Annotated in this window: 13 protein-coding genes and 1 pseudogene; 7 read left to right on the top strand and 7 right to left on the bottom strand. The window is 67.7% G+C overall.

Annotated elements, in window-relative coordinates:
• Window positions 1-15: 15 nt before the first annotated feature.
• The 3 genes from IE075_RS02615 to metH are packed head-to-tail and all read left to right on the top strand — an operon-like array spanning window position 16 to window position 4,793.
• The gene (locus IE075_RS02615; RefSeq protein ID WP_189453004.1) at window positions 16-969 is read left to right on the top strand and encodes an ArsR family transcriptional regulator; all 954 of its coding nucleotides are present in this window, start codon (window positions 16-18) and stop codon (window positions 967-969) included.
• Window position 970: 1 nt separating this feature from the next.
• A complete protein-coding gene (locus tag IE075_RS02610) occupies window positions 971-2,065 on the top strand; it encodes a homocysteine S-methyltransferase family protein (RefSeq protein WP_229792274.1) in 1,095 nt (364 codons plus the stop codon).
• 34 nt (window positions 2,066-2,099) lie between these two features.
• Complete coding sequence (metH, locus tag IE075_RS02605) at window positions 2,100-4,793, top strand: methionine synthase (protein ID WP_189453000.1); 2,694 nt, start codon at window positions 2,100-2,102, stop codon at window positions 4,791-4,793.
• A 15-nt stretch (window positions 4,794-4,808) separates the two neighbouring features.
• Here metH and IE075_RS02600 read toward each other — a convergent pair whose 3' ends face one another.
• The 7 genes and pseudogenes from IE075_RS02600 to IE075_RS02570 all read right to left on the bottom strand — a co-directional run bounded on the left by IE075_RS02600 (window position 4,809) and on the right by IE075_RS02570 (window position 10,702).
• On the bottom strand, window positions 4,809-5,531 hold the full coding sequence (locus IE075_RS02600; RefSeq protein ID WP_189452998.1) for an alpha/beta fold hydrolase: 723 nt from the start codon (window positions 5,529-5,531) through the stop codon (window positions 4,809-4,811).
• On the bottom strand, window positions 5,528-6,226 hold the full coding sequence (locus IE075_RS02595; protein ID WP_189452996.1) for a DUF2058 domain-containing protein: 699 nt from the start codon (window positions 6,224-6,226) through the stop codon (window positions 5,528-5,530). Before IE075_RS02595 ends, IE075_RS02600 begins: the two co-directional genes overlap by 4 nt.
• Before the next feature lie 30 nt (window positions 6,227-6,256).
• Window positions 6,257-6,487 (bottom strand): SlyX family protein, encoded by a 231-nt coding sequence (locus IE075_RS02590; protein ID WP_425489330.1) that lies wholly within the window; start codon window positions 6,485-6,487, stop codon window positions 6,257-6,259.
• A gap of 143 nt (window positions 6,488-6,630) precedes the next feature.
• Window positions 6,631-7,965: pseudogene (locus tag IE075_RS02585) on the bottom strand (UDP-glucose dehydrogenase family protein); the annotation flags it as partial.
• A 66-nt stretch (window positions 7,966-8,031) separates the two neighbouring features.
• The gene (locus tag IE075_RS02580) at window positions 8,032-8,808 is read right to left on the bottom strand and encodes an FKBP-type peptidyl-prolyl cis-trans isomerase (RefSeq protein WP_189452990.1); all 777 of its coding nucleotides are present in this window, start codon (window positions 8,806-8,808) and stop codon (window positions 8,032-8,034) included.
• Between the two features lie 85 nt (window positions 8,809-8,893).
• On the bottom strand, window positions 8,894-9,880 hold the full coding sequence (locus IE075_RS02575) for an FKBP-type peptidyl-prolyl cis-trans isomerase N-terminal domain-containing protein (RefSeq protein WP_189452988.1): 987 nt from the start codon (window positions 9,878-9,880) through the stop codon (window positions 8,894-8,896).
• 174 nt (window positions 9,881-10,054) lie between these two features.
• Window positions 10,055-10,702, bottom strand: coding sequence for a glutathione peroxidase (locus IE075_RS02570; protein WP_189452986.1), 648 nt, complete (start codon window positions 10,700-10,702; stop codon window positions 10,055-10,057).
• Window positions 10,703-10,752: 50 nt separating this feature from the next.
• On the opposite strand from IE075_RS02570, the gene IE075_RS02565 reads away from it, so the two are divergent.
• From IE075_RS02565 to IE075_RS02550, 4 genes are read left to right on the top strand one after another with little or no spacing between them, the layout of a single operon-like run.
• Window positions 10,753-11,004: a hypothetical protein gene (locus IE075_RS02565; protein ID WP_189452984.1), complete on the top strand. Its 252-nt coding sequence runs from the start codon at window positions 10,753-10,755 to the stop codon at window positions 11,002-11,004.
• A gap of 3 nt (window positions 11,005-11,007) precedes the next feature.
• Window positions 11,008-11,382: a GntR family transcriptional regulator gene (locus IE075_RS02560; protein WP_189452982.1), complete on the top strand. Its 375-nt coding sequence runs from the start codon at window positions 11,008-11,010 to the stop codon at window positions 11,380-11,382.
• Window positions 11,379-12,275 carry an ABC transporter ATP-binding protein gene (locus tag IE075_RS02555; protein WP_189452980.1) on the top strand — a complete coding sequence of 299 codons (897 nt, stop codon included), beginning with the start codon at window positions 11,379-11,381 and terminating at the stop codon, window positions 12,273-12,275. Before IE075_RS02560 ends, IE075_RS02555 begins: the two co-directional genes overlap by 4 nt.
• Complete coding sequence (locus IE075_RS02550; protein ID WP_229792272.1) at window positions 12,272-13,276, top strand: ABC transporter permease; 1,005 nt, start codon at window positions 12,272-12,274, stop codon at window positions 13,274-13,276. The genes IE075_RS02555 and IE075_RS02550 overlap by 4 nt, the downstream gene beginning before the upstream one ends.
• Window position 13,277 lies beyond the last annotated feature (1 nt).

Here is a 13,277-nt window from a genome sequence, read left to right as displayed (position 1 = left end):
ATAAAGGCTGTTCCGATGGATCTCGAAGGCTGGTCGTCCCGGCTCAAAGTGTTCGCCGACGCCACGCGCGTGCGGCTGCTCGCGCTGCTCGAGCGCGAGGAGCTGACCGTCGCCGAGCTCTCGTCGATCACCCGCCTCGCCCAGCCGCGCGTGTCCACCCACCTCGCCCGACTCAAGGACGCCGGCCTCGTCCGCGACCGCCGCGCCGGCGTGTCGGCCTACTACCGGTTCGACGAATCTACGCTCGACCCCGCCCAACGCGCGCTGTGGCAGACGCTGCGCGAAGGCAGCGACGACCCGCTGCTGCGCCAGGATGCCGAGCGTGTGCCGTCGGTGCTGGCCGCGCGCGCGTCCGAGCAGAACTGGGCTGATTCCGTGGCCGGCGACATGGAGCGCCACTACTCTCCTGGCCGCACTTGGGAGGCACTCGCGCGCGCGGCGCTGCCGCTGCTGCGCACGGGCGACGTGCTCGACATCGCCTCAGGCGACGGCGTGCTCGCCGAACTCGTCGCGCCGCACTCGCAGCGCTACGTATGCCTCGACTCGAGCACGAAGGTCGTGCTCGCCGCCTCGGAGCGCCTGCGCCGCCTTGAAAACGTGGAGGTGCGCGAGGGCGACATGCACGCACTGCCCTTCGAGGACGCGACGTTCGACCTCGTCGTGCTGATGCATGCGCTCACCTATGCAGAGAAGCCCGCGCAGGCCGTCGCCCAGGCGGGTCGCGTGCTGCGTCCGGGCGGCCGGCTGCTGCTCACGAGCCTTGCACCGCACGAACACCGCGGCGTGGTCGAGGCCTACGGCCACGTGAATCTTGGGTTCGATGAAGCCGCGCTGCGGGACTTCACGCACGGCGCCGGACTCGAGGTCGTCAGCGCCGGCACAGTGACGCGTGAGCGCCGCCCGCCCCATTTCGAAGTCATCGCGCTCATCGGCTCCAAGCCCGATGCGACGCGCAGCGGGAGCCGCTGACATGCACCGCCTGCCCTGGCTGAACCCCGTCCGTGCCGACGCGCTCGAACGTCTCTTGCGCGAGCGCATCCTCGTCATCGACGGCGCGATGGGCACGATGATCCAGCGCCACGAGCTCGACGAGGCCGACTACCGCGGTACGCGCTTCGCGCCCGGCTTCGACACGTCCCACGCCGCAGACCACGCGCACGGCGACAGCTGCGGGTGCGCGCACGACCAACGGGGCAACAACGACTTGCTGAGCCTGACGCGCCCGGAACTCATCGCCGGCATCCACACCGAATATCTCGATGCCGGTGCCGACTTCGTCGAGACGAACACGTTCAACTCGACGACGATCTCGCTCGCCGATTACGGCCTCGAGCACCTCGCCCGCGAGCTCAACGAGACCGGCGCGCGGCTCGCGCGGCAGGCCTGCGACGCGGCCGAAGCGCGCGATGCGTCCCGCCCGCGCTTCGTGATCGGCGTGCTCGGCCCGACGAGCCGCACGGCGTCACTGAGCCCGGACGTGAACCGCCCGGGCTACCGAGCGGTCACCTTCGACGAGCTGCGCATCGCCTACCGCGAAGCCACCGACGGCCTGATCGACGGAGGCGCCGACGTGATCATGGTCGAGACGATCTTCGACACGCTCAACGCGAAGGCCGCACTGTTCGCAGTCGAGGATGCCTTCGACGGCCGCGGCGCGCGGCTGCCGGTCATGATCTCGGGGACCATCACGGACGCCTCCGGGCGCACGCTGTCGGGCCAAACCGCCGAGGCGTTTTGGTACTCGGTGCGCCACGCCGAGCCGCTCGCGATCGGCCTCAACTGCGCGCTCGGCGCACGCGACCTGCGCGCGCACATCGACGTGCTCGCTCAGGTCGCCGATGCGTACATCAGCACGCACCCGAACGCAGGCTTGCCGAATGCATTCGGCGGCTATGACGAGACGCCCGAGGACATGGCCGCGGTGATCGGCGAATTCGCCCAGGCGGGCCTGCTCAACCTCGTCGGCGGCTGCTGCGGCACCACGCCTGCGCACATCGCCGCGATCGCGCGCGCCGTCGAAGGCGTTTCTCCGCGCATCCGCCCGGCGCTCGCCGCCGCGGCCTGACCGACCTCACGATCCGGGGTGAACCCCCACCGCAATGACCGCACATCTGCCCCGCATCACCCGCCTCGCCGGCCTCGAGCCGCTGCCGATCACGCCCGAGAGCAATTTCGTCAACGTCGGCGAGCGCACGAACGTCACCGGCAGCGCGCAGTTCAAGAAGCTCATCCTTGAAGGCCGCTACGACGACGCGGTCGTAGTCGCGCGCCAACAGGTCGAGAGCGGCGCGCAGATCATCGACGTGAACATGGACGAGGGCCTGCTCGACTCCGAGCAGGCGATGGTCACCTACCTCAACCTCATCGCCGCCGAGCCCGACATCGCACGCGTGCCGGTGATGGTCGACAGCTCGAAGTGGAGCGTGATCGAGGCCGGGCTCAAGTGCCTGCAGGGCAAGGGCATCGTCAACTCGATCTCGATGAAGGAAGGCGAAGCCGAGTTCCTGCGCCAGGCGCGGCTCGTGCACCGCTACGGCGCCGCGGTCGTAGTGATGGCCTTCGACGAGGCGGGCCAGGCCGAGACGGTCGAGCGCAAGGTCGAGATCTGCTCGCGCGCCTACCGGCTGCTGACGGAGGAAGTCGGATTCCCGCCCGAGGACATCATCTTCGACCCGAACGTGTTCGCGGTCGCGACGGGCATCGAGGAACACAACGATTACGCGGTGGCATTCATCGAAGCCGCGCGCGAGCTCAAGCGGCGCTTCCCGCACAGCCACATCTCCGGCGGCGTCTCGAACGTCTCGTTCTCGTTCCGCGGCAACGAGCCGGTGCGCCAAGCAATCCACGTGGTGTTCCTCTACCACGCGATCCGCGCCGGCATGGACATGGGCATCGTCAATGCCGGCGCGCTGCCGCTTTACGACGATCTCGATGCGGTGCTGCGCGAACGCGTGGAGGACGTCGTGCTCAATCGGCGGCCCGATTCGACGGAGCGGCTGCTCGAGATCGCCGACCGCTACAAGGGAAAGAAGGGCGAGAAGAAAGTCGAGGATCTCGCTTGGCGCGAGAAGCCCGTCGACGCGCGCCTCGCGCACTCGCTCGTGCACGGCATCGACCAGTACATCGAGGCCGACACGGAAGAAGCCCGCGCCCGGTCGACGCGCCCGCTCGACGTCATCGAGGGGCCGTTGATGTCCGGCATGAACGTGGTTGGTGACCTGTTCGGCGCCGGCAAGATGTTCCTGCCGCAGGTCGTCAAATCCGCACGCGTAATGAAAAAGGCCGTTGCGCACCTGCTGCCGTACATCGAGGCCGAGAAACTGCGCACGGGCGAAGTCGGCAAGTCGAACGGCAAGATCGTCATGGCGACCGTCAAGGGCGACGTGCACGACATCGGCAAGAACATCGTCGGCGTGGTGCTCGCCTGCAACAACTTCGACGTCATCGACCTCGGCGTCATGGTGCCGGCGCAGGTCATCCTCGACCGCGCGAAGGCCGAGAACGCCGACATCATCGGTCTTTCCGGCCTGATCACGCCGTCGCTCGAGGAGATGAGCCACGTCGCGCGCGAAATGCAGCGACAGGGCTTCAACATGCCGCTCATGATCGGCGGCGCGACGACCTCGCGCGCGCACACCGCGCTGAAGATCGACCCACATTACAAGTCACCGACCGTCTGGGTGAAGGACGCGTCCCGCGCGGTCGGCGTCGCGCAGTCACTCATCAGCCCGGACCTGCGCACGCCGTTCGTCGCTGCCAACGACGCCGATTACGCCGAGATCCGGGAGCGGCACCGAAACCGCGGCGACGGCAAGCGCCTCGTCCCGCTCGAAAAGGCGCGTGCGCAAAGGTTCGACGGCGGGTGGGACACGCACGTGCCGTTCGCGCCGAAGCGGCCGGGCCTGCACATGTTCGACGACTATCCGCTCGCCGAGCTCGTCGACTACATCGACTGGACGCCGTTCTTCAACACGTGGGAGCTCGCCGGCAAATACCCGGCGATCCTCGACGACGAGATCGTCGGCCCGCAGGCCCGCGAGTTGTACCGCGACGCCCGGGCGATGCTCGATCGCATCGTCCGTGAGAAATGGCTGACCGCGAAGGGCGTGTTCGGTTTGTGGCCGGCGAATGCCGTCGGCGACGACGTGGAGGTCGACACCGGCGACGGTGCCGCCACGACGCTCCATTTCCTGCGCCAGCAGGTGGACAAGCCCGTGGACCGGCCGGACTTCTGTCTCGCGGATTTCATTGCCCCGAAGTCAACCGGCGTGCGCGACTGGATCGGCGCGTTCGCGTGCACGGCGGGCATCGGCATCGAGCCTCACGTGGAGCGTTTCGAGGCGGAGCACGACGACTACAACTCGATCCTGCTGAAGGCACTCGCAGATCGCCTTGCCGAAGCGCTTGCGGAGCGTCTGCACGAGCGCGTGCGTCGCGAATTCTGGGGCTACGCCGCCGACGAGACGCTCGACAATGCATCGCTGATCGACGAGCGATACGTGGGCATCCGCCCTGCCCCGGGGTATCCGGCGTGCCCGGAGCACAGCGAGAAAACAACGCTGTTCCGCCTGCTGGACGCCGAGCGCCACACCGGCCTGCATCTCACCGAGAGCTTTGCGATGTACCCCACCGCGGCGGTGTCGGGCTACTACTTCAGCCACCCGCGCAGCCAGTACTTCGTGGTCGGGCGCGTGTCGAAGGAACAGGTGGCCAACTACGCGAAGCGCAAGGGCGTGGAGGTGTCGCAGGCCGAGCGCTGGCTCGCGTCGAACCTCGACTACGACCCCGAGTGACCGACCGCTCGAGGGCTAGGCTGCTTTCGCCGCTTCGCACGCGAACACGCGCCGCATTGCGAAGTCGACGATGCAGGCGGCGGTCGCGTCCGGCTCGGCCTGGAACAGGAAATGCGGCGCGTCGAACTCCGCGCGCTCGACGTTGGTGAGAACGTCGTCGAGCGTGGCCGTGGAGCGCGCGCCAATCAGTCGGTCCTGGCGACCCCGCATCACGAGCGCCGGCAGATCGACGCAGGGACCGGATCGAAGGTCCACGCGCAGGGCTTCGCAGTTGCGCAGCGAAACCACATCGGGGCGCACGCGCATCATCACCGCGCGCACCTCGTTGCGCCTCGCGAGCGAATCCCGGCCGCTCCACACCAGCCGTGACGTCAGCGCGGCCGGGACATGTCCGGGCGACACCCGTCGCGCGAGTGCGAGCAGCGCGCGCTTGAACGGCCAGCGGATCGTCGCGAACGTAGACGCCAACACCAATCCTGCGAGCCCGGGCGGACGCTGCCGGGCGAGCATGAGCGCGAGCGGTCCTCCGAACGACTCCGCGATGATCATGTGGCGCTCGCGCGGCAGCGCCGGGGCGACGCGCTTCGTGAGCCCGTCGTAATCGAGCGGCCGGTCGCGCGGATACGACAGCGACAGCACTTCGCCGTGCGGCTTCAGCAGCTGCTCGAGCACTTCCGAGTAATGGCCGGTGCCGTCAAGGCCGGGCAGCAGCACGAACCTCGGACGGAGCGAATTCACCAGACCAGATCGTCCGGCACCTGGTATTTCGGATCCGCGTACGGATCGTCCTCGGCCGGTGCATTCGGGTCGACCTTCAGGGCAACCGCGGGCGCGAAGACGCGCTCCGCTTCCGCCAGTACCTCGGCGGTTACCAGCATGTAGCGGCCCTCGACCTGCACCACGCCGAGCTCGCCCGCGTTCAACGCACGCAGCTGCTCCGCGGTGACGTACACGCGTTTGATCTTGCCGCCGTACGGGAAGTGCCTCGCGATGTCCGCGTCGGCAACATTGAGACCCTTGTCCTTGAGGAGCTCAGCAAGCTGCGCGCGCGCCTCACGTCGGCGGCACGCCTCCTCTTGCTTGGCCGCCTCGGCTGCGATGCGCTCTTCTTTCTCACGCTGCGCGCGGATTGCGTACGCCTTCGCGAGGTCGATCTCTTCCCGGGTGCGGGTGTCGCGCTTCTTCGTTGACGGAGCGCCCCCAGGCCGCCGGGCGTCGCCCGGTCGCGGTGCGCTTCGCGGCTGCGCGTGCGAGCTGCCCGGCGGACGCGGACCGGTGTTGGGCCTGCCGTCTCGAGGCCTGATGTCGCGGGGCGCGCTGTCGCGCGGGCCACCGTCCTTGGGCCTGCCGTGGTTCGGCCGGCCTTCTTTACGCTCGGGGACAGCGGCCTTGAAGCCCAGGCCGAGGAGTTGATTGCGCAGCGTGTCGCTCATGGGAATTTCGTCGGCGCGGCAGTGCGCGGGTCAGTAGTGCGGCGGGGGCGGCTCCTGCGCCGCATCGGCAGACACCGGTGCGGCCGACAGGGCCATGCGCAACTGGCGCACTTCTTCCAGGGTCCGGTGCAGCAACAGCGCCGTACGAGCTTCTTCCGAGCGTGCGGCAGCGAGCGCATCGCTCAGTTCGCCGAGGGCGTGCTCCTGGAACGCGAGCCGCGTTTCCAGGTCAACCAGTCGTTGCTCGGTGTCGGTGTTCATCCCCATCAGTGTAACGGGCCCGGCGCGTGATCGCCGGACCCGCCCCTGCGTCAGGCCGGCTGGATCGCGGCCGCGCCGGGCTGAGCCGCAGATGCGCCGGCGTTGCCGTCGGCCTCCGATGCCAGCGCCGCCGATACCGGGCGCAGCGAGCGACCGCGGCCGATGCCGTAGTAGGCGATGCCGGCCGCCTCGACTTCCGCCGGGTGGTACAGGTTGCGGCCGTCGAAGATCGCAGCGTCGGCGAGCGTGCCGCGCAGGCGGCTGAAGTCCGGGCTCCGGAACTGCTTCCACTCGGTCACCACGGCAAGCGCGTCAGCGCCCTCGAGTGCCTCGTTCGCGTGCTCGCAGAGCACAAAGTCTTCGCGGTCGCGGTAGATCGCCTCGGTCGTCTCGCGCGCCTCGGGGTCGAACGCGCGCACGCGGGCGCCCGCGCGCCACAGCTGTTCGAGCAAGCGGCGGCTCGATGCTTCGCGCATGTCGTCCGTGTTCGGCTTGAACGCCAGCCCCCACACCGCGAACGTCTTCCCGCGCAGCGCTTCGACGTCGCCGTAGTGGCGCACGATCAGTTCGAACAGGTGGCTCTTCTGCCGCTCATTGACCGCTTCGACGGCGTCGAGCAGTTCGGTGCGGTACTCGCACTTGAACGCCGTGCGGGAGAGCGCGCGCACGTCCTTCGGGAAGCACGAGCCGCCGTAGCCGGCGCCCGGGTAGATGAAGTGCCAGCCGATGCGCGGATCGGAGCCGATGCCCTGGCGCACCATCTCGACGTCGGCGCCCACGCATTCGGCGACGTTTGCGATCTCGTTCATGAAGGAAATCTTTGTCGCGAGCATCGCGTTCGCGGCGTACTTCGTGAGCTCCGCCGACCGCACGTCCATGACGAGAATGCGTTCGTGATTGCGGTTGAACGGGCCGTACAGGCGCTTGAGCCGCTCGACGGCCGTGGGGCTGTCGGATCCGACGATGATGCGGTCAGGCCGCATGCAGTCGTTGACCGCATCGCCTTCCTTGAGGAATTCCGGGTTGGAGACGACGTCGAATGCGACGTCGACCCCGCGCTTCTGGAGCTCGTCGGCGATGACGGCTCGGACGCGGTCCGCCGTGCCGACCGGCACCGTGGACTTGTTGACTACGACGGTCGGCCGGGTGATGTGCGCGCCGATCGTGCGTGCGACCTCGACTACGTAGCGCAGATCGGCATCGCCGTCGCCATCGGGCGGCGTGCCGACCGCGATGAAGACGATTTCGCCGTGCGAAATGCCTTCCGCCGCGTCGGTCGTGAAGCGCAGCCGGCCGGCCGCGTGGTTGGCCTGCACCATCGGCTGCAGGCCGGGCTCGTAGATCGGAATGACACCGTCGTTGAGCTTGGCGATCTTGCCGGCGTCGACATCGACGCAAACGATGTCGTGGCCGACTTCCGCAAGACATGTGCCCGTCACGAGACCGACGTAGCCGGTGCCGAAGAGAGTTGCGCGCATTTGGTGTTCCTGATTGTGCCGGCCCGCCTAGGCGGGCCGCGGTGGCCTGCGCGCGAGGCCGCCGGCTCAGCTGGACGGCGACTTCGCGATGTCGAGAAGCTCGACTTCAAACACCAACGTAGCGTTCGGCGGGATCGGGCCACCGGGCGTGCCCTGTTCGCCGTAGCCGAGCTTGGACGGGATCCAGAACCGGTACTTGCTGCCCACGCTCATGAGCGGGATGCCTTCCTGCCAGCCGGGCACCATCTGCGGGAGCATGAAGGTCGCCGGCTCGCCGCGCTGGTAGGAACTGTCGAACTCGGTGCCGTCGAGCAGCATGCCCTTGTAGTGCGCGCGGACGGTCGACGCCGCCGTCGGCTTCGGGCCCTGGCCTTCGGACAGCACCTGGTACTGCAGACCGGACGGGGTGGTCTTCACCTCGGGCTTCTTTGCGTTTTCGGCGAGGAACGCCTGGCCCTTCGTCTCGTTCTCCTTGGCCTGCGCCATCATCTTGCTGACCTGCTGCGCCTGCATCTTCTGGGTGAACGCCTCGCGCACCTGCTGAGCCTGCTCTTCGGTCAGCAGCGGCTTCTCGCCTGCGAGCGTCGCCTTCATCGCGCGGTTCATGGTGTCGAGGTCGATCTCGTCCTTCACCGGCTCGAGCGACTTCGCGAGGTCCATGCCGACCATGTAGCTCACGCGCTCCTTCTCGCTCGGCAGGCCCGGCACGGCGTTCGGGTCCTTCTGCTGTGCGGCGGTGGCGGCCGTGGTCGCGGCTTTCTCACCGTCGGCCTTCTCTTGGCAGCCGACGGTCATCGCGGCAACGGCCAGTGCGATCAGGGCAATGCGGGGGGTATGGCTCATTCGGCTTTCTCCATGCGTGGCGGGCAAAATGGCCCGCGCGGGGGACCCGGCCAAACGGCGGCCGGGTCGCGGTGGTGACCGAAAATCAGTCGAGGATGTCCATGAGTTCGACGTCGAACACGAGCGTCGCGTTCGGCCCGATCGGGCCACCCGGCGTGCCCTTCGCGCCATAGGCGAGGTCGCCAGGAATCCAGAAGCGGTACTTCGCACCGACCGGCATCATGCCCACGCCTTCGGTCCAGCCCGGAATCACCTGGTTGAGCGCGAACTCGGCAGGCTCGCCACGCTCGTACGAGCTGTCGAACACGGTGTCGTTGAGCAGCTTGCCTTCGTAGTTGACGCGCACGCGGCTGCCCGGCTTCGGGCGCTCGCCGGCGCCCTGGCGAAGCACCATGTACTGCAGGCCCGACGGCGTCGTGAACACGCCCTTGGTTTCCTTGTTCTTAGCAAGGAAAACCGCACCTTCAGCACGGTTGCGCTCGCCGGTGGCGGACGCCTGGGCCTGCATCTTGGTCTGCATGCGCTGGCCGAATGCGGTGAGCACCGTGCGCGCCTCTTCCTCGCTCAGTGCGGGCGTCTCGCCGGACATTGCGGCGCGAAGACCCTTGAGGAACACGGCCAGGTCCACTTCGTCCTTGATGGGGGTCAGGGACGGACCGACCATGTAGCTGCCAATCAACGTGCCGACCTTCGACTTGTCGACGGCCGGAGCGGCGGCGCCGGGCGCACTGCCGGGAACGGCCTTGCCCTCGCGCGCCGCAATGCGGGCGCGCAGCGCCTGGTCGGTCGCCTGCGCTTCCTGCTGCGACATCGTCGGCTTACCGCCGCCGAACACATGGCGCATGGCCTGCTCGAGGGCCGCCACGTCGAGGTCGGGCCCGATCGGCTTGAGCGAATTGCCGACATCGAGGCCGATGGCGTAGCTCACCTTCTCACGGTCGTTCGACAGCATGGTTTTCGTCTCCGGGTTGACGACGCCGGGACGGGTCGGGGTCGCGTGGGCAGAAGGCAGCGCAGCGGTCAGGGCCGCGGCGGTCAACAGCACGGCCGAGCCGCGCAGCAAAACGTTCATCCGGTGTCGCTCCTTTCGGTGCACCGTGGCTACGGTGCAAGCCCGCTATTGTCAGTGGCGTGTGCGATGCGGGCAATCGCATGACCCATGTCCGACCGCGCGGCCTGCGCGAGAGTTCCCCACGCTGCGCACCGCGCGCTCATCGGCACGGTGCGCTCGTGCTGCAGCAATGCGCTATTTACGCGGGCGCGGCGCGGCCAGCGCCTTTTCGATCGCGGCCACGATCTGCGGGTCATCGGGCGCCGTGCGGCTGCCCCAGCTCGCGACAAGCCGGCCGTCGCGGCCGACCAGATACTTGTGGAAGTTCCACTTCGGCGCCTCGCCCGATGCCTTAGCAAGGTCGCGGTACAGCGGCGTCACGTCGTCGCCGACCACGTGCACCTTCTCGAACATCGGGAACTTCACGCCGTAGGTCAGCGTGCAGAACTCGCGGATCTGCTTTTCGTCCTCGAACTCCTGCGCCTTGAAGTCGCCCGAGGGAAAACCGAGCACCGCGAAGCCGCGCGTCCGATAGACGGCGTGGAGCTTTTCCAGGCCTTCGAACTGCGGGGTGAAGCCGCACTTGCTCGCGGTGTTGACCACGAGCACGACGTCGCCACCGTACGCGCGCCGCAGGTCGACCTTTTCTTTGCCGGCAAGAGGCCGGTACGCGTGGCCGAGCAGGTCGGCGGCAGCCGCGGGCGCAGCCGCCACAAAGGCGGCGCACAGGACAAGCGGCGCGAGCAGGCGCGGCAGGAAGGATGAGTTCACGGCGGTCTCCGGTCGGGTCGCGGTCGAGTATGCCTTCAGTTGGGTACCGGACCTGTTGACGTCTTCCGACATGGTGTTATAGTTGCCTACAACACCGGTCTACTAACAAGCAGGACGTCCACATGAACCGCAAGCTCCACAACACCGCTTCTGCGCTGATGGTGCCCGGCACGCTGCTTCTGCTGGCGCTTGCGGCGCAGGCGAGCACCGGCGACGTCCAGCGCGCCGGCTCGGCTTTCCACTCCAACGCCACCACCGTCGGCGCCACGGCGACCGCAGCGACCGCTCTCCCGGCGCGCCCGTTCGGCGGACGCACCGGCCGGGTGCGCCACTCGGTGGCACTGCCCTTCTTTTCCTTCGCACCGCGGGGCTGAACCATGACCGCCATCCAATGGAGCGACGGCGCTCCGATCTACCGCCAGCTCAAGGAGCGCGTCATCGCGATGATGCTCGACGGCATCCTCAAGCCCGGCGACGCCCTGCCTTCGGTCCGCCAGGTCGCGGCCGAATACCAGCTCAATCCAATCACCGTCTCGCGCGCCTATCAGGAACTGGCGGACGAGGCACTCGTCGAAAAACGCAGGGGTCTGGGTATGTACGTCACGGAAGAAGCTGCACGGAAACTGCTCGTCAACGAACGCGAGCGCTTCCTGAGCGAGGAATGGCCGCTGGTCCTCGAGCGCATCATGCGCCTGGGGCTGTCGATGGACGAACTGATGAACGCCGCCCCCAAGCAGGCAGGTGCCCAATGAACGCCGCCGCTTACACCCATTCCACCGAGGCGCTCGCACCGGTCGTGATAGCCCGCGGCCTGCGCAAGGCCTACAAGAACAAGGTCGCGCTCGACAACACCGAGTTTCAGATCCCGGCCGGACGCATCGTGGGCTTGATCGGACCGAACGGCGCAGGCAAGACGACGGCGCTTAAGGCCATGCTTGGCCTGATCCCGTTCGACGGCGAACTCAGCGTCCTGGGCCGCGACCCGCGCACCGAGCGTGACGAGCTCATGCGCGACATCTGCTTCATCGCGGACGTGGCGGTGCTGCCGCGCTGGATCCGCGTGCAGGACGCGATCGAGTTCGTCGCCGGCGTGCACCCGCGCTTCGACCGCGCCCGCTGCGAGCGCTTTCTCACCGGCACACAACTCAAGCCGAAGATGAAAGTGCGCGAGATGTCCAAGGGCATGATCGTGCAGCTGCACCTCGCGCTCGTCATGGCGATCGACGCGAAGATCCTGGTGCTCGACGAGCCCACGCTCGGGCTCGACATCCTCTATCGCAAGCAGTTCTACCAGCGCCTGCTCGAGGATTATTTCGACGAGCAGAAGACGATCATCATCACCACGCACCAGGTCGAAGAGGTCGAGCACATCCTCACCGACGTGATGTTCATCCGTGACGGCAAGATCGTGCTCGACACCGAGATGGAGTCGCTCGGCACGCGCTACACCGAGGTGCTCGTCAGCGCGGACCGCATCGACGCTGCTCGCGCGCTCAAGCCGGTCGACGAACGCGCGTTGCCATTCGGCAAGACCGTGATGCTGTTCGACGGCGCGTCGCCGGATCAGCTCGAGGCACTCGGTGAAAGCCGCACGCCGGGCCTGGCCGACCTGTTCGTCGCCACCATGAAGGGGACCTACGCATGAACGCCACCATCGACACCCTGCCCCCGCGCGCACCGGTCGCGCCGCCGCACCCGACCCACACGTTCAAGTTGCTGCTCAGGCGCGAATACTGGGAACACAAGGGCGGCTTCTTCTGGGCGCCGCTGATCGCCGGCCTGATCACGCTCGTCTTCACCGTGCTCGGCGCGATCGGCGCAAGCGTCTTCAAGGCGCGCCACGCGAATCGCATCGAGATGGCGAACGCGGACCCGGACCAGATCGCGCGCGTGCTCGGCGGCGCAGGTGACGCCGCACTGCTCGGCGGCCTGGCGATCACGTCGATCGTGCTCGGCTTCGTCGTGTTCTTCTACGCGCTCGGCAGCCTGTACGACGATCGCAAGGATCGCAGCGTGCTGTTCTGGAAGTCGTTGCCGGTGTCGGATGCGAGCACGGTCGCCTCGAAGGCCGCCTGGGCGCTGATCCTCGCCCCGATCGTCACCGTCGCGATCGGACTGCTGCTCGGGCTGGCGCTGTGGGTGGTCACCGCGTTGACGACGTCGATCAACGGCCTGCCCGGCGCGAGCGGCATCTTCACGCACTCCCATCCGCTGCAGGTGATCGGAAACGTCATCGCCATGGTGCCGCTGTACGCACTGTGGGCACTGCCCGCCGTCGGCTGGCTGATGCTCTGCTCGGCTGCTGCGCCGTCCAAGCCGTTCCTGTGGGCCGTGATGATCCCGGTGCTCGGCTGCGCGCTGGTCAGCTTCTCGACGCTGATCCTGGGCCTGCAGTTCGACCTCGGCCCGCTCTGGTACACCGTCGCCTACCGCGGATTGCTCAGCGTGTTCCCCGGCACCTGGGCGCCGAAGCTGGATTCAGTGAACACGGTCCACGTGCAGGGCCCCGAGGACATCGGCCTGCTTGTCAACGCCGGAGAAAACTGGGCACTCGCCGGAACGTTCGACCTGTGGGTCGGTGCTTTGATCGGTGCCGCCATGATCTTCGCCGCCATCCGCCTGCGCCGCTGGAGGGACGAGGGCTGAG

The organism is Cognatilysobacter bugurensis, assembly GCF_014652095.1.
GTDB lineage: Bacteria > Pseudomonadota > Gammaproteobacteria > Xanthomonadales > Xanthomonadaceae > Cognatilysobacter > Cognatilysobacter bugurensis.
The sequence above is the reverse complement of the archived record's forward strand: the minus strand, read 5'-3'. Positions and strand labels throughout refer to the sequence as shown.